The sequence below is a fragment of the Sphingomonas sp. PP-CE-3A-406 genome, from assembly GCF_003688625.1.
Lineage (GTDB): Bacteria > Pseudomonadota > Alphaproteobacteria > Sphingomonadales > Sphingomonadaceae > Sphingomonas.
Map to the genome: position 1 here is coordinate 292413 of NZ_RCWY01000001.1, position 20352 is coordinate 312764.

Consider the following 20352-nt stretch of genomic DNA (forward strand, 5'->3'; position numbering starts at 1 on the left):
CCCGGGTCTGACCGAGCGAACGATCACCGCCGCCGGCTTCGAAGTCGGCGGCGGAATGCTGTCGGGTGTCGTGGCCGGACTCGACGAAGCAGGCGCGAACGGATCACGAGGAATGTGACAAAAATCACATGGAACGTTGCGCGATCGTCATCGGTATTTTGCGGGTCTGCTTTAACGAAAAGGAAGTCCGTATGCGTCGCAGTGCTCTGTTCATTCTGCCCATGATGATGCTGTCGGTTTCGCCCGCGCTGGCCAAGGGTTGCATCCGCGGCGCGGCGGCTGGCGGCGTCGGTGGGCACTTCGTCGGCAAGGGCCATGCCGTGATGGGTGCTGCCGCCGGCTGCGTGATCGCGCACCATCACTACGCCAAGCAGGCTCGTGCCCAGAAGGCCGCGGCCCGCTCGCACGGCTGAACCTGAACGCTGCGCTTCGCTGACACTAGCCGGTCAGCGAAGCATAGGCTCCGCAGCCGGTGCGTAAAACAGCTGCTATAGTACAGGAATACCTGAATATATTTTCGCCTTCGTGAGTTTTGTCCAGGGAGTATATGGTTCGGGCTCGATCGAGCTTGAGCGGCATATCCCGACAACACGGGGCTTATGATGATCGATTTCCGAACCACCTTTTGCCTGATGGCTGTCGGCGCCAGCGCATTGTCGCTCGCCGCGTGCGTCAATCCCTCGGCCAAGATCGCCACGTCGCTCGAGGGCTATGGGTTCCAGCCTGTACAGTCGCAGTGCGTCGGCGACCGCCTCGAAGCCAATCTGTCGATCGGGCAGCTCCAGCAGCTCGGCCGCGCGGCAAAGGCGTCGCGCCAGGGCGACACGACGCCGGGTCGCTTGACGATCGGCGATTTCGTCCGCGTGTCGGGGCAGGTGAAGGATCCCAAGGTTCCGCTCGAAGTCGGCAAGGCCGCCGCGGCTTGCGGGCTCCTGACGGACCCGGCGTCCCCGCTTTAAGCCCTTTGGTCGTTAGCGCGACGGACTCGCGGGCGCGATCACCGCCAAATCGAACGGTCGGGATACGGACCGATTTTCAGACGTTTCGCATCCGGTTCATTTTTACACACAACCAAGGAGATACATCATGAACAGCGACACCATCACCGGCACGACCTCGGATCTCAGCGGCAAGCTCAAGGAAGGCCTCGGCAACGCGATCGGAGACAAGTCGCTGCAGACCGAAGGCGCCGCCGACCAGCTGAGCGGAACGGTCCAGAAGACCTATGGCCAGGCCAAGGACGCCGTGGAAGACAATATTCGGCCGGTGATCGACTATGTCCGCCAGTTCTCCAAGGAGCGTCCGTTCACCGCCGCCGCCGTAGCCGGCGTTCTCGGCATCGCGCTGATCAACACGCTGCGCGGCAAGTAAGCTATCCGGCGGGGGCGCCAGTCGCCCCCGCCGTAATCTCGAACCATGACGAACGACATCGATCTCGCGTCCGGCGAACCCAAGCCTCGCCGATGGCCTTACACTTTAGTGGAAGCAGCCTGATATGACGGGCCACACCGACTTCAATGCCCGGTACGATACGCGTTACAACCCCGCGGCCAGGAAAATCCGGTCGGACGAAGAGTGGGAGGGGCTGTGGCATGCCGACGACCACCGCGCTCGTCCCGGTCGTATGGTTGAGCTCTGTATCGCCGCTTTGGGAGCCGCCGTCGCTTTGCTTGTCGTTCAGCGCGGATGGCGCCGCGTCTCGCCGCCCGTAAAGCGATTCGTACCGTCCGCGGCTGACATCCATGTCCGGATGCCGCCACCGCGTTGAATAGAAAACCTGAGAAACGGTTTCCCGGCGTCTTGAAGCTCCGGCGGGTCGGATTGCAGCTACCTGAGTGTCCGTTGCAGCGCATCGTGCCAGCCGGCGACGAGCGTGTTGCGCCGATCATCTGGCATGGCGGGCTCGAAACAGCGGTCCCGCGACCAAAGCGTTTCCAGCTCGTCTAGACCCGACCACACACCGGTTGCGAGCCCCGCGTGAAAGGCCGCTCCCCGTGCGGTCGTCTCCAAATCCTCCGGGCGTTCGATTGGGACTTCGAGAAGGTCTGCAAGGAAACCACAAAGCCAATCGTTGGCCGCCATGCCACCATCGACGCGCACGCTGGCGGGCCTTCCGCCGCCGTCCGCGATCATCGCCGCCACGAGGTCGAGCGTCTGGTAGCCGACCGCCTCTAGTGCCGCGCGTGCGAGATGCGCCTGCGTCGCGCCCAGCGTCAGTCCGAAGATCGCGGCACGTGCGTCGGCATCCCAGTGCGGCGCGCCCAGCCCGACGAAAGCGGGCACCATGTAGACGCCGTGATTGTCGGGCACCTGTGTCGCCATGTCGTCGGTGTCGCGCGCGTGCGTGATGACACCTATGCCGTCGCGTAGCCACTTCACCGCCGCTCCCGCCACGAAGATCGATCCCTCCAGTGCAAAGGTGGTCTTTCCGTCCAGCCGATATGCGGGAGTCGTCAGCAGCCGATGTTTCGAGCGGATCGCCTCGGCCCCGGTGTTGAGCAGCATGAAGCAGCCCGTGCCATAGGTCGACTTGGTCATGCCGCGCGCGAAGCAGGCCTGGCCGAACAGCGCCGCCTGCTGATCGCCGGCGATGCCCGCGACGGGGATCTGCGCGTCGAACAGACCGGGGGCGGTCACGCCGTAGTGATGGGCGTTGTCGTGAACCTCGGGCAGCATCGCGATCGGCACGCCGAGCAGGTCGCACATCGCGGTGTCCCAGCGGTCTTCGCGGATGTTCCAGAGCAGCGTGCGCGACGCGTTGGTGACGTCGGTCGCGTGGACGGTGCCACCGGTCAGCCGCCACAACAGGAAGCTGTCGATCGTTCCGAATGCAAGCAGGCCGCGCTCGGCACGGTCGCGGGCGCCCGCGACGTGATCGAGGATCCACGCGATCTTGGTGCCCGAGAAATAGGGATCGAGCAGCAATCCGGTGCGCTCGCGAACTTCGTCCTCGGCGCCCGCCGCGCGCAGTTCGGCGCAGCGGGCCGCAGTCCGGCGATCCTGCCACACGATCGCGGGATGGATCGGGGTGCCCGTTGCGCGATCCCAGACGACCGTCGTCTCGCGTTGATTGGTGATGCCGATCGCAGCGATATCGCGTGCGGCGACGCCGCTCCTGGCGATCGCCTCGCGCGCCGTCGACAGGACATCGCGCCAGATGTCTTCGGGGTCATGCTCCACCCAGCCCGGCGCAGGATAATGCTGCGCGAACTCGACCTGCGCCGCCGCGACACGCTTGGCTTTGGAATCGAAGACTATGCTCCGCGTCGACGTGGTCCCCTGGTCGATCGCGAGGATGTGCTTGCCGGTCATGTGATCCTTTCCGCTTGCGCCTGACTTGTTCCGGTTTGAAAGGACGGTCAATCCTTTCGTTTGTCTTCGAACTTCGCTAAAGCGCGCGCAATCGAAAGCGGAAGGCTATTCCCGTGCTTGCATCATCGTCTCCGGCCTACGACCTGCTGATCGTCGGTGGTGGCATCAACGGCGCGGGTATCGCGCGCGATGCGGCGGGACGCGGCCTGCGCGTGCTGTTGGTGGAGCAGGACGATCTCGCCAGCCACACCTCGTCCGCCTCGACCAAGCTCATCCATGGCGGGCTGCGCTATCTCGAATATGGCGAGTTCAGGCTGGTGCGGGAATCGCTGATCGAGCGCGAGCGGCTGTGGGGCATGGCGCCGCATATCATCTGGCCGCTGCGCTTCGTCCTGCCGCAGACGCAATCGCCGCGTCCCGCCTGGATGGTGCGGCTCGGCCTGTTTCTCTACGACCATCTCGGCGGGCGGAAGCGGCTGCCGGGAACCGAAACGATCGCGCTCGACCGATCGCCGGTTGGCAACGGGCTTGCCGATCGACAGGGCAGGGCGTTCGTCTATTCGGACTGCTGGGTCGAAGATAGCCGCCTAGTCGTGCTGAACGCGCGCGATGCCGCCGATCGCGGGGCCGAGATTCGCACGCGCACCCGGCTGATCGATGCCCGCCGGGAGGGTTGTGAATGGACGGCGACGATCGTCGATGCGGGGGGCGAGCATCGGATACGCGCAAAAGTCCTGGTGAATGCCGCGGGCCCGTGGGTCAGCGACGTGATCGGTCGCGCGGAGGGTATCAGCAGCGATAGCAAGGTGCGGCTCGTCAAGGGCAGCCATATCGTCGTGCCGCAACTCTACGAGGGCGCGCATGCCTTCATGCTGCAGAACGAGGATCGCCGGATCGTCTTCGCGATTCCCTATGAGGGTAAGTTCACGCTGATCGGCACGACCGACCAGCCATGGGACGCCGCGCCCGGCACGCCGGTCATCAGCGACGCGGAAGCGGCGTACCTCATCGCGACGGTAAACCGCTATTTCACGCGCAAGCTGACGCCGGACGATGTTGCGTGGAGCTACGCCGGGATCCGTCCTTTGCATGACGATCATGCCGGCAACGCCTCCGCCGTGACACGCGATTACGTGCTCGACCTGGATGCGGGCGAGGGCAAGGCGCCCATGCTCAGTATCTTCGGCGGCAAGATCACCACCTATCGCAAGCTCGCCGAACACGCGATGGCCGAACTGGCGAAGGTCATGCCCGCGATCGGCCCGGCCTGGACCGCCGGCGTCGCGCTGCCGGGCGGCGATATGCCGGAGGCGGATTTCGATCGGTTCCTTGGCAGGCTGACGGCCGCGCGGCCCGGGCTGCCTTCGGAGTTGCTCCGTCGGCTGGCGCGTGCCTACGGGACCGACGTCGATGCGCTGCTCGGCGATGCCGTCGATATTGCGGCGCTCGGCGAGGATTTCGGCGGCGGATTGACCGAGAGCGAGGTCGACTATCTGATCGCGCGCGAATGGGCGCAAACTTCCGACGACATCCTGTACCGACGCAGCAAGCTTGGACTGCATGTCCCGTCGGGGACCGCCGACCGACTGACCGCCTATTTCGAAGCCCGACCGTCGACCCGAGCATGACCGCGGCGCCGCTCGAACACGCCGTGCTCCGCCACCGTCGGATTCTCGAACTCGCGCGCCAGACCGGGAGCGTCAGCGTCGAAGCGCTGGCGGCGGAGTTCGGCGTCTCTTCGCAGACGATCCGCAAGGATCTCAACCAACTGTCGAAAACGGCGATGGTGTCGCGTGTGCATGGCGGTGCGGTGGCGACGTCGGGAGTCGACAATCTCGATCATGGTGTACGACGAGCGTTCGCGTCGGAGGCGAAGGCCGCGATCGGCGCGGCGGCGGCGCAGCTTATCCCCGACGGCGCCAGCCTGTTCATCAATATCGGCACGACAACGGAGGAGGTTGCTCGGGCGCTGACCGGCCATCGCAACCTGTTGGTGATCACCAACAACCTCAACGTCGTCGACATCCTGCGCGGCTCGCCGTCGATCGAGATCCTGACAGCAGGCGGCCGCGTCCGCGCCGCCGATCGCGCGGTCGTCGGCGCGTTGGCGATGGATTTTATCCGCGGCTTCAAGACCGATTTCGCGATCATCGGTGCGTCCGGGATCGATCGCGACGGTACGTTGCTCGATTTCGATGTCGACGAGGTGCGCGTATCGCAGACGATCATCGCGCAGGCGCGGAAAGTGATCCTCGTCGCCGATCGCTCCAAGCTCCATCGGCCTGCGCCGATCCGGATCACCGGCCTCGATGCGATCGATTATTTCGTGACCGACCGTCTTGGCGATCCCGCCATCCTTGCGGCCTGCCGATCGGCGAACGCCGAGCTCGTGGAGGCCGCGCCCACCGACTGATCCGAACCTCGGCGAACTGTTGGACGTTGCGTCACCGCCGCCATCACGTACCGCAGTTCGAACGGCAGCGGGTTGCCTGCGCCGCGACCGGAGCGGCGTAGGGGTTCTCGAAAAGCCCGCTGACGAACTTGGCGATCATGATCGGTCGCACGGACGCGTCGATCCTTGCCTGCGCAACGCGGCCGGCACGTCCTGCGGCGATGATCGGTGCCGGCGTGTCACCATCGCCGATCCGGCCACGACCGTTCGTTTGGACGCGGGGGGCCGCGCGCATTGCCTTGTCCGGATCGGTGGTGATGGTGATCGGTATCCCGAGCCGCGATGTCTCGCCGATCGCCTGGAGCGCAGCGTTCTGTTCGGCAAAGCGTCGCGGGGAAAGAGCGGTCCGGCTACCGAAGCTGGTTATGCCATGCAGTCGCACCATCGTGGTGATGCGCGCCAGGTCAGAGCGCTCGAAGGTTCGGCCGATCCCTGGGCCTGCAGCGGTCTCGATCGTCGGCAGCGCCACGTGCAGCATCGTCCCCGCCTTTTCCGTCAGGGTCATGCGACCAAGCAAATCGTCCGTCCGTCGTTCTGGGGAAAGCCGCCAATCCTCATACGCATCGAGCCTGCCATCGCGGTCCAGATCGCGAAAGCGATGCCCGTCCAGCGTCAGGATTGGCCCCGATCGGCTCTCGACCTGTGGATCGGCCTTGATCGACGGCGCCAACAGTAGACCCGCCGGTATCGCGACACCGATCAGCCAGATCGACGAGAGTCGACTGTTGCTCACGGCCGCGACGCCGGATCACGAAAGGAATTTCGTATAATATTCCCGCCGCGATTGCCTGACTCGGATAGTCCTGCCCGCGCCGAACATATTTTTCTCACTCCCGCGTGCGAATCGATCGCAGAGGATGCGGCAACACCGGCCTCGATTGATAGTCCGGTCAAAGCACTCTCCCAAATAGATAGGCGCGATCTCCTCCTGAGACTTTCCGCATATCTACCCGAAGGCCGCTACCAGCTGAAACGTGCTTTTATCAAGATATATCGATTGATCACTCAGCCGATAGGTAACGTATGAACACCTTATAGAGCCAGTTCGGCTCTAAACGAAGATAATTTCAAAACTTTCGATGGAGATACGGGAAAGATAAAGACACTAAGCAAGATCAATGTTCGATCTCGTCAAACGGGCGGGACCGCTGGAATACAACGTGTTTATACGGTTCTATATCGTCGATGCCTCGTATCAGGCGTTTTTCGTCATGAGGGTTGGCAGCGGCGATTTGAACGCTGGGCTGATCGATGTTGAAATTGCAGCTTTTTAACCTCTGTCGCGTAGCGCCGACGCGCAACCTTTATGGTTTCCGAACCGTTCCCCGTCGGCATGACACGAGGATTCCCATGACCGACTTTTCAGATCTCAACGCAGGGACCGGTGGCGAGACGCATCAGGTCACCGATGCCGATCATCCGGTACTGACGACCAACCACGGTACGCCGATTTCCGATAACCAGAACCAGCTCAAGGTCGGTGCGCGCGGGCCCGTCCTGCTGGAGGACGAGAGCTACCGCGAGAAGATCAACCACTTCGACCATGAGCGTATCCCCGAGCGGATCGTCCATGCGCGCGGTAGCGCGGCGCATGGCTATTTCGAGTGCACCGAAAGCCTGTCGGACATCACCGTCGCGGATATGTTCCAGAAGAAGGGGCAGCGTACCGAGGTGTTCACGCGCTTCTCGACCGTCGCTGGCGGCGCAGGCTCGATCGATACGCCGCGCGACGTGCGCGGCTTCGCGGTCAAGTTCTACACGCGCGAAGGCAATTGGGATCTGGTCGGCAACAACATCCCGGTGTTCTTCATTCAGGACGCGATCAAGTTCCCCGACCTGATCCATGCCGCCAAGATGGAGGCCGATCGCGGCTATCCGCAGGCGGCGACCGCACACGACACGTTCTGGGACTTCATCAGCCTGATGCCCGAATCCACCCACATGATCATGTGGGCGATGTCGAACCGCACGTTGCCACGCACCTTCGCGAACATGGAAGGGTTCGGGGTCCACACCTTCCGCCTGATCAACAAGGACGGCAAGTCGACCTTCGTCAAGTTCCACTGGAAGCCCAAGGCCGGGCTGGCGTCGACGATCTGGGACGAGACCGTAAAGATCGCGGGTGCCGATCCCGACTTCCAGCGGCGCGACCTGTTCGAGCGGATCGAGCGCGGCGATTATCCCGAGTGGGAGCTGGGTCTCCAGCTGTTCGACGAGGAATTCGCCAACAGCCAGCCTTACGACGTCCTCGATTCCACCAAGATCATTCCGGAAGAAGTATTGCCGGTGAAGATCGTCGGTCGGATGGTGCTCGACCGGTATCCCGACAATTTCTTTGCCGAGACCGAGCAGGCTGCGTTCGTGCCCAGCCATGTCGTACCCGGCATCGGCTTTTCGAACGATCCGCTGCTGCAGGGGCGGTTGTTCAGCTACACCGATACGCAGCTGTCGCGTCTCGGGTCGGTCAACTTCCACCAGTTGCCGATCAATGCCGCCAAGGGTCGTGCTGCCGCGGCTGGCAGCCCGTTCAATAATCAGCAGCGTGACGGTCACATGCAGATGGCGGTGCCGAAGGGCCGCGCCAACTACGAGCCGAACAGCCTGGCCAAGGCAGGTGAGGAAGCAGGCGCGCGCGAGGATCCGGACAAGGGTTACAAGACCTTCCCGTCGGACGAAGAAGGTCAGAAGCTGCGGATTCGGCCGGAGAGCTTTGCGGACCATTACAGTCAGGCGCGGCTGTTCTTCCGCTCGATGGACCCAGCCGAGCAGGCGCATATCGCATCGGCGATCGTGTTCGAGCTGTCGAAGGTTTCGCTTGATCACATCCGCATCCAGATGATGGCGAACCTGCGCAACGTCGACGAGGATCTGGCCAAGCGCGTCGCTGCCGGCCTCGCGATGGATCTGCCCGAGGCATCGCCGACCGCGGCACCGGTTCTCGATATGGACCTGTCGCCGGCGCTGCGGATCATTCGTGGTCCGCTGGAGAAGCATACGCTGGAAGGTCGAACGGTCGGCATCCTGATCGCCGACGGCACTGACGCCGGCGAGCTGAACACGCTGAAGGACGCGATCAAGAAGGCCGGTGGTCAGGCGAAGACGATCGCGCCCAAGGTCGGCAAGGTCCCGCTGTCGGACGGATCGCCGATCGCCGCGGATGCGCAGCTGTTCGGTCAGCCCTCGGTGACGGTCGACGCGTGCGCGGTCATCCTGAGCAAGGACGCCTGTGCGAATCTCGTCAAGGAAGGCGCGGCGGTACAGTGGGTCATGGATGCGTTCGGGCATCTCAAGGCGATCGGCTACAACGCCGCGGCCAAGCCGTTGCTCGACAAGGCCGGGGTCGAGGCGGACGATGGTGTCGTCGAGCTGGGCGCGTTCGTCGACGCGGCCAAGAAGCGTTACTGGGATCGCGAGCCCAACGTTCGTACGCTGGCGTAATCGTTCGGGTGCCGCTTCGATCTCTCGGGTCGAAGCGGCACCGCGATTTCGGCATTCGGTAGACAGTAAAAAACCACGCTCGGCTTGGCCGGGCGTGGTTTTTTACGTCGTTGATAACACCGGGCCGGCGGACCGGCCCGGTTGTCGGTCAGCTCTTCTTGCGCGCGCGCTTGGGGCTTGCGGCGGCTTCGACGTCCTCGGCTTCGTCGGGCGAATCCTCGCCGGCTTCGGTCAGTGCCTCGCCGAGCGCCTTCAGCTTCTCCTGCGACTTGTCCGCCTTGTCGGCGATCTTGGTGGTCGCCGTACCGAGACGGTGCAGCAGCGCGTGGATGCGATCGGCATCGGGCTCACCCTTTTCGAGCTGCTTGCGCAGCGCGGCGAGGTCCCGCAGGATCCCCTTGGCACCCGGCGTGTCGATCTCGGCGAGCGCGGACTCCCAGTCCTCCACCATGTCGGCACCCTTGGTCGGCTTGGTGGCGTCGAGTCCGCGATTGATCGCGTTCATCGTTCCTGCAAATTTAACAGCCATGTTTCGCTCTCCGCAGCCATGATTTGGCAGATCGAAAACGAAGCGGATCCGCGAATATGTCCGTGTAATCACAGCAACCTTGATCAAGATCGGCGGATTTTTAAGTGATCAGAGCCTGATCGATTGCTGGCCGTAGGTTAGAACATTTGCCGCCGTCGACGTCGCGTCCTTGATCCGGCCCGAGAGCATTTTCACTTCGTTTGCCACCACCGCAAAGCTCTTGCCGCGTTCGCCGGCACGCGCGGCCTCGATCGAGGCATTGAGCGCGAGCATCGACGTCTGCCGCGTGACCGCACCGATGTCGTCAACGATCTCTGCAAGCTTCGACAAGGTGTCTTCGTGAGCCTTGCGGCGCGTTTCCGCCTCCTGACGGAATTGCTGCGCGCGAGCCGATTCTGTTTGCTCTGCTACGCGCATCGCGGTCACGTCGGTCGCCCATTTGACGATCTTCACCACGCTACCGTGCTGATCGAAGATCGGATTGTAGGTTGCCTGCAAATGGACATCGCCGCCGCCTTTGGCCCGCCGGCGATATTCGCGTTGCACGAACCGTCCAGCACGCAGGTTGGCCCACAAATCCACGTAATCCTGGGACGCTCGGTCTTCCGGCGAGCATAACATGCTGTGATGACGCCCCGCCAGTTCACTCATGGTGTAGCCCATGAGCGACAGGAGGTTGCGGTTTGCGGTCACGATCGTCCCGTCGATCGTCATCTCGAGCCAGCATTGCGACCGGTCGATCGCCTCCAGCTTGCTGCGATGTTCGGCGCTGTCGGCCAATTCCTGGTCGGCCCTTTGCAGCGAGGCGCCATTCAACAGGACCGAGGTCTCGAGCGCATAGAGTGTATAGAGCGAATGCGTCAGCCGGGTCAGCGTCGCCGGCTTGCCCGTCAGCGCCGCGGACAGGCGGGCATGACGCGCGTGATAGCTGCGAAGCAGACCGGCGGAGAAGGCGATCTCCGTCGCTCGGTCCATGCTGCTCGCCCGGCCACGGCGGACCATCTTGCCGATCAGCTTCTGGTTCAGGCCGCCGGTGAATTTGAGTTCGGTGTAGTCGATGTCGCGACGAACGAGGTCGTCGATCCGGTCCTGCTCCAGATTGTACGGCGTGGCGTCGCCAGCGAACGGCCGCCAGAACCGGCGTACGTCCTCATCGACGCCGTCCTTGATGACCGCCCAGATTTCACGCAGATCGCTTTCGAGGGTTCCGTCGGGATCGAAGGCCAGACGAAGGTCCCGAACGTCGTCCTCGTTGAAATTTGAAGTCTTGGTGATCGTCATCTCGGCCTCGTTTCGCGGCGTCTGCCTCGCACGATACAGTCAAAATGGTGTTAACCAACGCACAAATAGAGCCTTTTTGGGAACGGGCGGTTTCTTGTCGTTGCGCTGCAAACTAACCGTCGGAGATCACCGACGGGCAGCGCCGCGGGGTGACTTGGATCTGTCACGACATCGTCGCGGAACTGTCGCAGGTGACCGGTAGGCGATCCCCAATTGGGCCGGGGACGATTGCAGATGAACGGGATTTCGAAAGCTGCGCTGGCAGCGAGCGCGTCGCTGTGCGCGATCCTGACGGGGCCGCTCCAAGCGCAGACTGCGCCGGTCGCAGCCTCAGCAGCACCCGATCAGGAAACCCCGCCCGACGACATCGTGGTGACCGGCACCCGCGCTGGCGAACGCAAGGCGATCGAGGAAAAGCGGACCGCGAACAATTTCGTAGAGGCGGTGTTTGCGAACGATGTCGGCAAGCTGCCCGATCAGAACGTCGCCGAAGCGGTCCGCCGGCTGCCGGGCGTGTCGGTCGCCAACGATCAGGGCGAGGGGCGCTACGTCATCGTTCGCGGGATCAACCCGGATCTCGTCAACGTCACGTTGAACGGCATGACCTTGCCCGCGCCCGAGCCAGAGGGTCGGCAGGTCAAGCTCGACGACATTCCGTCTGCCCTGATCAGCGCGGTGGTCGTCACCAAGTCGCTGACCGCGGATCAGGATGCCAACGCGATCGGTGGGTCGGTCGATGTCCGGACGCTGTCGGCGTTCGATCGGAACAAGGCCTATTTCGCCGACGCGCGCGCCGCCTATGGCTGGTCGCGGCTCAACGGCAAGCATCCCTATGAGGGCGATATCCAGGTCGGCGGGCTGTTCGGCCCCGACCGCCAGTTCGGCGCCGTCCTGTCCGTCAATTACTCGAAGCGGCCGATCGAGTCGGAGAACTTCCAGGGCTCGACCAACTGGCGCGTGCCGGTGGCGGCGAACGGTTTCGTCGTGCCCGACCAATATGGCCTGCGCGACTATAACCTGACGCGGACGCGCAAGGGCGCGGTGCTCAATCTCGACTGGCGACCGAGCGATACGACCAAGTTTTTCCTGCGCGGGACGTATTCGGCGTTCGACGACAACGAAACCCGCGACCAGTTCATCATCGACAACGAGTCCGCTTTCTCCAACCAGACCGCCACCACCGGCCGGTTCCGCGGACGTGGCAGCGTCCGCGTCCGGCGGCGCGAGGAGAAGGATAACACCAAGTCGGTGCAGGGCGGGGGCGAATTCGATTTGGGGCCCGGCCATCTGTCGCTGACGGGGGGCTATGCACGCGCCGAAAAGCGCGACCCGCTCCGCTCCGAATATAATTTTCGGACCGGCGGCACCGCGTTGACGGTCGATTACGATGTCGCCGACACGCCCTACACTTTCGTGCCGACGACGACGCTGGCACAGACCGCCTATGCGCTTAATAGCGTCAACTACGACCAGCGCCTCGCCGTCGAGAAGCTGGCGCAAGGCCGGATAGACTACGCCATTCCACTGGGGATCGGGTCCGACTCAGTGGTCAAGATCGGCGCGAAATATCTCGACCGGCACAAGACCAACAACCGCGACTACGTGACCTACGGGCTTACCAGCGGACGGACGTTTACGCTCGCCAACGTCTCGTATCTTGGCGACACCAGCTTCTACGGGAGCGACTACACATACGGCCCGCGGATCGATTACGCCGCCGCGCAAGCGTACCTCGCCGCCAATCCCGGTACCGTCACGCTCAACACAGCGGGGTCGATCGCCAACAGCCTGGCGAACGATTACGACGTGAAGGAGCGGATCATCGCCGGCTATGCGATGGCGACGCTGAAGTTTGACAAGCTGACGCTCGTGCCCGGCGTCCGCGTCGAACAGACCCGCGACCGTAGCCAGGCCAAGCTGATCACCGCCACATCGTCGCTGACCTCGGGCTATAACAGCTTCGGATCGAAGCAATATACCGATGTGTTTCCCGGTCTCAACGCGCGCTACGACCTGACCGACGCGCTTGTCGTACGCGGTGCGGTGACGACCGCGATCGGCCGGCCGAATTATGCGCAGCTCGCGCCGTATGTCTCGGTCGATCAGACGACGTCGCCCAACTCGGTCGCACAAGGCAATCCGAACCTGAAGCCGTACAAGGCGCTCAATTTCGACGGCGCCGTCGAATATTATCTGCCGGGGCAGGGGCTGATCTCGCTCGGCGGCTTTTACAAGAAGCTCGACGATCCGATTTACGCCCAGTCGCTGCTCGGCCAGACCGGCAGCTTCGCCGGGCAGGCGCTGACCAACGCGACCGTTACGACGCCGCTCAACATCGACAAGGCCAAGCTCTACGGGATCGAGGCCAATCTGCAGACGCGCTTCACCTTCCTGCCGTCGCCGCTCGACGGGTTCGGCGTGGCGGCGAACTACACGCAGATCTGGGGCAACGGCAACGGCACGATCCTCGGCACGCCGTCGCGGACCGGCGACATTCCGCTGTTCCAGCAGTCGAAGCATGTCGGCACCGCGCAGATCTTCTACGAGAAATATGGGTTCGCGGTCCGCGCCGCCTATTCGTATCGCTCGGCCTATCTCGACACGCTCGGGGCGACCGCCGCGCTCGACCAATATACCGACAATAACGGCCAGCTTGACGTCAACGCCAGCTATCAGGTCTCGCCGGAACTCACCTTCTTCGCGAGCGCGACGAACCTGACCGACGCGCCGTGGCGTCGCTATATCGGCAGCAAGGCGTTACTGGTCGAGCGCGAGCGCTACGACATGTCGGTTCGCTGGGGCGCGCAACTCCACTTCTAGGATTCTGCCATGCGATCGATCCTTTCCGCCGCCGCGGCGATCCTGCTGGCCTCGACCGGGTCTGCTGCCTTCGCGCAGGCCGCGGTGCCGGCCGGGTTGCACGTCGACCGGGTCGTGATGCTGATGCGCCACGGTGTCCGGCCACCGACCAAGTCGCCGCCGATGCCCGCGGGTACCGCTGCCGAAGCGTGGCCCGCATGGCTGGTCGAGCCGGGCTATCTGACCCCGCACGGCGCCGACGCATTGCGCCTGTTGGCGGCCGCCGATCGCGCCGCCTTCATCGCAGACGGTGTGCTCTCGCGGACCGGATGTGGCACGATGCGGATCATCGCGGACAGCGATCAGCGGACGATCGCGACTGCCCAAACTTGGGGCGCCGCGCTCGCGCCCGGGTGCACGCTCGATATCGCGCATCGCCCACAAGATATCGGCGATCCCGTGTTCTCGCCGATCGACGAGGGGACGGTGCCGTTCGATGCGGCGCAGGCGCGCGCGGCGGTGCTCGACGACATCGGCCCCGCCGGTATCGCGGGCGAGGAGCGTCGCCTGCGCCCCGTGTTGTCGCGGATCGATGCGATCCTGTGCGGCGCGGCGAAATCGGCGTGCGGCGTCACCCGCGAGCCGTCGACGCTGGCGCCGCTCAAGTCCGGCGCACGGCCGAAGCTCGCCGGGGCGCTCGACCGCGCGTCGACCGTCGCGCAGATCCTGTTGCTCGAATATGCGGACGGCAAGCCGATGCGCGAGGTCGGGTGGGGGCGTGCCACCGCCGCCGATATCGGCCGCGCGTCGGAACTGCATGCGGTCGAATTCCGCCTGGTCGCGCGACCGCAATATGTTGCGGCGCGTGGATTGTCGGGGATCGGCGCCTTGATGCGCCAGGCGATCAGCGATCCGCGCAAGGATGCGCCGGCGATCACGATGCTGTCGGGTCATGACACCAACATCGCCAATCTGGGCGGCCTGCTCGACCTGCACTGGCGCGTGCCGGGGCTGGCCGCGGACGATCCTTCGCCGGGTGGTGCGATCGTGCTCGAACGGCTCGCCGATCAACAGGGAAAGCTCTACGTCCGCGCGGTCTATCGCTCGCAGACGCTCGATCAAATTCGCAACCTCACGCCTTTGGGTGGTGCGGCGAAACCGTATCGCACCGTGATGCCGATCGTCGGCTGTTCCGCGCGCGGGGTTCGCGGGCTCTGTACGCTGGCCGCCTTCGAGACGCTGATGAACGAGCGGCTGGTCGGGCAGGTCGGGTAAGGCGGGCAGAATCGGAACGGCGCGAAATCCTGTTGGCCCTTCCCCCTCCATTTCAGGCATGGAGGAAGACTGGCGGGCGCCAATGATGATCGGCTGGACCAGCGGATCGCCACCCCGCCGCATCGATCCTGTACCGCAACGCAACATCGGTTTACGGGGCCCGACAATCCAGATCCGCGAGCGCGCTTGCGGACCAGCGGATTGGCGTATACGGGCCGCTTGAATGTTACACTACAACATCACATGTAAGCACTGACCGTGAGGACGGGGGGATGCGAGATCGGCCAGCGGCCTGAGGGTACGCTGCTCCGGCAGGCGAACGCCCGCGTATTCCGCATCGTCATGCTCGTCGCGGCGCTGTTCGCGATCCTCGTCCAGGGTCTCGTCGTCCAGGTGCATACGCATGTGCACCGGAACATGGCGCCGATCGTCCACGCCGCCGGGGCGCAGGCCGTCGCCGGTGCGGCCGATGACGGCTCGACGCAGCAGGACGAGTCGGATTGTCCGTTATGCTGGGAGCTGGCGCACGCCGACGCCTTCCTCCTGCCCAAAGACACAGTTGTTCTCACCCCCGCGACCAGCACGATCTGGCTCGCCGCGCTGTTGCAATCGGTATCCGTCCGCAACGTGCGCTCGCACGCCTGGCGCAGCCGCGCGCCACCGCTCCCCCTCCAAGCCTGACACTATTTTCGCGGGTGCGGCGTCGACGAACGCCGGTCCGTACTGCGTCGGCGTCGCGCAAGCGCGATCCGTCGCTCTAGGTTCTTGGAGCTCTTCAAAAATGCGACATCTTCTCCTGCTGGGCGTGGCCACGGCTGCACCTTTCGCCCTGCTCGTTCCCGCCAGCGTGTCGGCACAGACCGCGTCCGCCGACACGACCGCCGCACCACAGGCCGATACCCCGGTTCCGCCCGCCGATGCGACTCCTGCTCCAGCTGCCGGCGGCGATATCGTCGTGACCGCGCGGCGGCTCGATGCCGCGCGCGATGCGATCCTCCCCTCGCTGGGGTCGAGCGACTATACGCTCGATCGCGCGCTTCTCGAGCGTCAGCCGGGCGGTCTCAACCGCAGCCTGGCGCAGGTTCTCCTCCAGGCACCGGGCGTGACGCTCGACAGCTACGGCGCGATCCACGTTCGCAACGAGCACGCCAACCTCCAATACCGGCTGAACGGCGTGATCGTGCCGGAGAGCATCTCGGGCTTCGGCTCGACGTTCGATCCGCACATCGCCAAGTCGATCGACCTGCTGACCGGCACGCTGCCCGCGCAATACGGCTATCGGACCTCGGGCGTGATCGATCTGAAGACCGAGAACGGCGCGTTCGAGAATGGCGGCGATCTCGGTTTCTACGGCGGCAGTCGCGGTACGGTCCAGCCGACCGCAAGTGTCCACGGATCAAGCGGCGGGCTCAATTATTTCGCGTCGGGCAGCTATCTCGAGAACGACCTCGGCGTCGAAAACCCGACCGCCTCGCGCGATGCGATCCACGATCATACGCGCCAGTATCGCGGGTTCGGCTATGTCTCCGACATCCTGTCCGAAACGAGCCGGCTGACCGCGTTCGGCGGTACGTCGATCGGGTATTTCCAGATCCCCAACAACCCGGGCCAGGCGCCGGCGTACACGCTCAACGGCCAGTCGACGTACGACTCCGCCAAGCTCGACCAGAACCAGCGCGAGATCACGCATTACGGCGTGCTGGCCTATCAATATGCCGGCGAAGCGTTCAATTTCCAGATCGCGCCGTTCATCCGCTATTCGCAGACCCGGTTCACGCCCGATCCGCAGGGTGGCGACCTGATCCTCGCGGGCGTCGCCGACACGTCGCGCTTGTCGAGCCTGACCGCGGGCGTGCAGGCCGACGGCAGCTACAAGCTGTCCGACAGCCATACCCTGCGCTTCGGCCTGTTCTTCCAGAACGAGCGGACGCGATCGAACGTCACTTCGCGGGTCTTCTCCGTCGACGATTCCGGGGCCCAGACTTCGGACGTCCCGCTGACGATCAACGATCGCGGCGGCCGGACCGGGCAGCTCTACGGCGTGTATCTGCAGGACGAATGGTCGCTGACCCCGTCTCTGACACTCAACTATGGCGCGCGGTTCGATGCGGTTCGCGCCTATTCGGACGAGCAGCAGCTGAGCCCGCGCGCCAATCTGGTGTGGAAGGCGGACAGCAGCACCGTGTTCCATATCGGTTATGCGCGTAACTTCACGCCACCGCCGCAGGAACTGATCGCATCGCCGACGCTGGCGCTGTTTACCGGTACGACCAAGGCGACCGCGATCACGACGGCGGACCCGGTGCGCGCCGAACGCGAGCATTATTTCGACGGCGGGGTCCAGCACACCTTCGGCTCGGCCTTCAAGCTCGGCGTCGACGCCTATTACAAGATCAAGCGCAACCTGCTCGACGAGGGCCAGTTCGGGCCGTCGCTGGTGCTGTCGCCGTTCAACTACGCCAAGGGCTATGCGTGGGGGACCGAGGTCACGGCGAGCTACACCAAGGGGCCGCTCGACCTGTATGCCAACGTCGCGCGCGGGCAGGAGAAGGGCCGGAACATCGTCTCGAGCCAGTATTTCTTCCAGCCCGACGAAATCGCTTACATCGCCAATCACTATATCTTCACCGACCATTCGCAGCGCTGGACCGGCTCGGCGGGTGGCAGCGTGTCGATCCAGGATGGCCTCGGCAAGCTCGTCCCGTCCGTGACGATGCTCTACGGCGACGGCCTGCGCGCGGACGACCCTGCGGGCATCGTGCCCAATGGCGGTAAGCTGCCGTCGTATTTCACGGCAGATTTCGGCATCACGCAGAACATCGATGGGCCGGGCGTGCTGAAGGGCGTCGCGATCAGCTTCAACGTCACCAATATCGCCGACAAGACTTATCTGCTGCGCGACGGATCGGGCGTCGGGGTCGGCGCTCCGCAATATGGCGCGCGACGTGGCTTCTTCGGAGGTATTCGGAAGAGCTTCTGAGACCGGCGGCGATACGGTTCCATCGTGGACTGTGTCGCCGCTTGGCGGTCGACGGCCGGGGTTCGACGAATCCCGGTCGTCGGTAGCGACCATCACCGCAGGGAAACTATCGACGTCGCACGTCATGAACTGGCGACGGCGATACGATCGACACCGGCAGCGCTGACCGGTCAGGCGTCGGCATCTTTCGGCAAGCCCGGTCGATCGAAAATCATCGCGAAACTCAGCCCTTTGCCACAGTGTCCAGGCGAAATTTCGAAGACACCGCGGTGCGCGCGCGCGACCCTATCGACGATCGAAAGGCCGATGCCCGAGCCTTCCGCGCGAACGCCATCCGCGCGCCAGAATCGGTCCTTCAACCGCGCGAGATGCTCGGGCGGCACGCCGTCGCCGTCATCCGACACGCGCAGGCACCGATCCGGTCCGACACGCACGGTGATGGTCGTGCCGACCGGCGTGTGGCGCGCGGCGTTGTCGACGAGGTTCTCGAGCGCAAGCGTGATCGCGCCGGGATAACCGAACACGCTGGCCGTATTACCCGTCCAGCGATCGTCGAGCGCGATGCTGCGGCCGGCGGCGATGATCGCGGGGGCGCGGTCGGTGACGACGGCGATGGCCAACGCGGCCAGATCGAGCGGTTCGCCGCTGTCCTCGATCGGCCGCTCGAGATCGGCCAGCGCGAGAAGCTGGCCAACGACCCGCGCCGCGCGATCGACCGAGGCGAGCATGCCGGCTCTGATCGCATCGTCGTCGATCGCATCGGCGCGCAGCCTGATGACCGCAAGCGGCGTGCGAAGTTCGTGCGCGACGTCCGCTGCGAACGCAGTCTGCGCATTGAAGCCGTGTTCCAGGCGATCGAGCGCTTCGTTTGTCGCGGCGGCGAACGGTTCGACCTCGGACGGTAGCGTGCCGCGTGGCAACCGCGTCCCCAAGGTCCGCGGACCGATCGCGGCGGCAGTAGCCGATACTGCCGCCATGCGCCGGGTCAGGCGTCGGGTCAGCAGCGCGCCGATCAACGGCACCAGCGCGGCGATCGGCAGCACCAGGAGCGCAAAACGTTTGAGGAAGGCGCTGACGATATCGTCGGTAATGACCTCGGGTGCCGCGCCATCCTGCGACGCTACGATCCAGCGCCCCCCGACGACCGGCACGCTGTACGCCTCGATCGCGCCGCGGCGGAAGAAATGCGCCCCGTGGTCCATCGGTACCGCCGCGATGATCCGCGGCCGGGCGGGCCCCTTGGCCATGATCACCGCGCGATTGCGGTCGATGAGCGCGACCGCCATGCCGTCGGTCAAGGCATCGCTGCGCAAAGCGGTCGACGCGGGCAGGGCGCTCGCGACGGTCGCGGCCTGCTGGCGGAGCAGCCGCCGCTGGTAATGGTCGGCGGTGCTGTGGAGCAGCATCGCGACACCGAGCGACAGGGCGATCGTCGCTACCAGCGCAGTGACGATATGGAGCGCGATGAACTGGCCCAGAAGCGAGCGGGGCATTGATCGCGGCAGGCGCAGGCTCATGGCTTGGCGACGATGATGTAGCCGACGCCGCGCACCGTCTCGATCAGCGTGCCGCTCGCCGCCTCGTCGAGCTTCTTCCGCAGCCGGTGGACATAGACTTCGACCGCATTCGAGCCGAGGTCTCCGCCGAGCCCGAACAGATGATCCTCGGCGATCCGCTTGGGCACGACGTTGCCCGCGCGCCGCAGCAGCAGTTCGAGCAACTCGGTCTCGCGTACCGATAGCGCGATCGTCGCACCTTCGACATGCGCGACGCGGATTTCGAGATCGAACGTCAGCCGTCCGCACGTCAGCGACCGGCCGAGATACCCACCCTGGCGGCGCAGCACTGCGAGCAGACGGGCGTGCAATTCGTCGACGTCGAACGGCTTGACCAGATAGTCGTCGGCGCCCTCGTTCAACCCGCGGATCCGTGCGTCGATGGTGCCGCGTGCAGTCAGGATCAGCACCGGGCGGGTATCGCCCCGCGCGCGCATCCGGTGGAGTAGCGCCAGCCCATCCTCGTCCGGCAGGCCAAGGTCTAGCAGGATCGCGGCATAGTCGGCTTGCTGCAGAAAGGCGTCGGCTTCGTCGGCGCTGCGGGCCAGATCGACCGACAGGCCGCGCGGACACAATGCGGCCGAGAGGGCGTCGGCGAGCGCGCGGTCGTCCTCGATCAGCAATATCCGCATCGATCTCCCCCTGTCCGGTGCCCATGTCGCGCCTGTTTCGGTGCAGTGCAGCATCCGTAAGCGCGCTGTAAGCCAGCGACGCTACCGGCTCCAGTCTA

The 20352-nt window shown here is 64.5% G+C and carries 17 protein-coding genes; 11 read left to right on the forward strand and 6 right to left on the reverse strand.

Annotation, left to right across the window (positions count from 1 at the left end):
* Positions 1-191 precede the first annotated feature (191 nt).
* The 3 genes from C8J44_RS01165 to C8J44_RS01175 all read left to right on the forward strand — a co-directional run bounded on the left by C8J44_RS01165 (position 192) and on the right by C8J44_RS01175 (position 1371).
* On the forward strand, positions 192-413 hold the full coding sequence (locus C8J44_RS01165; RefSeq protein ID WP_056049432.1) for a hypothetical protein: 222 nt from the start codon (positions 192-194) through the stop codon (positions 411-413).
* 219 nt (positions 414-632) lie between these two features.
* The gene (locus tag C8J44_RS01170) at positions 633-959 is read left to right on the forward strand and encodes a hypothetical protein (protein ID WP_121903759.1); all 327 of its coding nucleotides are present in this window, start codon (positions 633-635) and stop codon (positions 957-959) included.
* 127 nt (positions 960-1086) lie between these two features.
* Positions 1087-1371: a CsbD family protein gene (locus C8J44_RS01175; protein WP_121903037.1), complete on the forward strand. Its 285-nt coding sequence runs from the start codon at positions 1087-1089 to the stop codon at positions 1369-1371.
* Positions 1372-1827: 456 nt separating this feature from the next.
* On the opposite strand, the gene glpK is transcribed toward C8J44_RS01175, so the two are convergent.
* A complete protein-coding gene (gene glpK / locus C8J44_RS01180; RefSeq protein WP_121903038.1) occupies positions 1828-3312 on the reverse strand; it encodes a glycerol kinase GlpK in 1485 nt (494 codons plus the stop codon).
* Positions 3313-3425: 113 nt separating this feature from the next.
* Between glpK and C8J44_RS01185 the strand changes: the two genes are divergently transcribed.
* Positions 3426-4940: a glycerol-3-phosphate dehydrogenase gene (locus C8J44_RS01185; protein WP_121903039.1), complete on the forward strand. Its 1515-nt coding sequence runs from the start codon at positions 3426-3428 to the stop codon at positions 4938-4940.
* Entirely contained in the window at positions 4937-5725 is a 789-nt protein-coding gene (locus C8J44_RS01190) for a DeoR/GlpR family DNA-binding transcription regulator (protein WP_121903040.1), read from the forward strand. Before C8J44_RS01185 ends, C8J44_RS01190 begins: the two co-directional genes overlap by 4 nt.
* Positions 5726-5768: 43 nt before the next feature.
* On the opposite strand, the gene C8J44_RS01195 is transcribed toward C8J44_RS01190, so the two are convergent.
* A complete protein-coding gene (locus C8J44_RS01195) occupies positions 5769-6497 on the reverse strand; it encodes a hypothetical protein (RefSeq protein ID WP_121903041.1) in 729 nt (242 codons plus the stop codon).
* 385 nt (positions 6498-6882) lie between these two features.
* On the opposite strand from C8J44_RS01195, the gene C8J44_RS18365 reads away from it, so the two are divergent.
* Together C8J44_RS18365 and C8J44_RS01200 are read left to right on the forward strand one after the other, a co-directional pair.
* On the forward strand, positions 6883-7038 hold the full coding sequence (locus tag C8J44_RS18365; protein ID WP_183128669.1) for a hypothetical protein: 156 nt from the start codon (positions 6883-6885) through the stop codon (positions 7036-7038).
* 76 nt (positions 7039-7114) lie between these two features.
* Complete coding sequence (locus C8J44_RS01200) at positions 7115-9202, forward strand: catalase (RefSeq protein ID WP_121903042.1); 2088 nt, start codon at positions 7115-7117, stop codon at positions 9200-9202.
* 148 nt (positions 9203-9350) lie between these two features.
* Here C8J44_RS01200 and C8J44_RS01205 read toward each other — a convergent pair whose 3' ends face one another.
* Both C8J44_RS01205 and C8J44_RS18370 read right to left on the reverse strand, forming a co-directional pair.
* Positions 9351-9731 (reverse strand): hypothetical protein, encoded by a 381-nt coding sequence (locus tag C8J44_RS01205; RefSeq protein WP_231420445.1) that lies wholly within the window; start codon positions 9729-9731, stop codon positions 9351-9353.
* Between the two features lie 108 nt (positions 9732-9839).
* Positions 9840-11012, reverse strand: coding sequence for a methyl-accepting chemotaxis protein (locus C8J44_RS18370; protein ID WP_183128670.1), 1173 nt, complete (start codon positions 11010-11012; stop codon positions 9840-9842).
* A 234-nt stretch (positions 11013-11246) separates the two neighbouring features.
* On the opposite strand from C8J44_RS18370, the gene C8J44_RS01215 reads away from it, so the two are divergent.
* The 4 genes from C8J44_RS01215 (at position 11247) to C8J44_RS01230 (ending at position 18066) form a co-directional block, all read left to right on the forward strand.
* Positions 11247-13832, forward strand: coding sequence for a TonB-dependent receptor (locus C8J44_RS01215; RefSeq protein WP_121903043.1), 2586 nt, complete (start codon positions 11247-11249; stop codon positions 13830-13832).
* A gap of 9 nt (positions 13833-13841) precedes the next feature.
* Positions 13842-15086 carry a histidine-type phosphatase gene (locus C8J44_RS01220; RefSeq protein WP_121903044.1) on the forward strand — a complete coding sequence of 415 codons (1245 nt, stop codon included), beginning with the start codon at positions 13842-13844 and terminating at the stop codon, positions 15084-15086.
* A 258-nt stretch (positions 15087-15344) separates the two neighbouring features.
* Entirely contained in the window at positions 15345-15767 is a 423-nt protein-coding gene (locus tag C8J44_RS01225; protein ID WP_147453107.1) for a DUF2946 family protein, read from the forward strand.
* Positions 15768-15867: 100 nt separating this feature from the next.
* Positions 15868-18066, forward strand: a complete 2199-nt coding sequence (locus C8J44_RS01230) for a TonB-dependent receptor (RefSeq protein ID WP_121903046.1) — start codon at positions 15868-15870, stop codon at positions 18064-18066.
* A 170-nt stretch (positions 18067-18236) separates the two neighbouring features.
* On the opposite strand, the gene C8J44_RS01235 is transcribed toward C8J44_RS01230, so the two are convergent.
* Positions 18237-19559 carry a HAMP domain-containing sensor histidine kinase gene (locus tag C8J44_RS01235; protein WP_259466654.1) on the reverse strand — a complete coding sequence of 441 codons (1323 nt, stop codon included), beginning with the start codon at positions 19557-19559 and terminating at the stop codon, positions 18237-18239.
* 20 nt (positions 19560-19579) lie between these two features.
* Complete coding sequence (locus C8J44_RS01240; RefSeq protein WP_121903048.1) at positions 19580-20254, reverse strand: response regulator; 675 nt, start codon at positions 20252-20254, stop codon at positions 19580-19582.
* Positions 20255-20352: the final 98 nt, after the last annotated feature.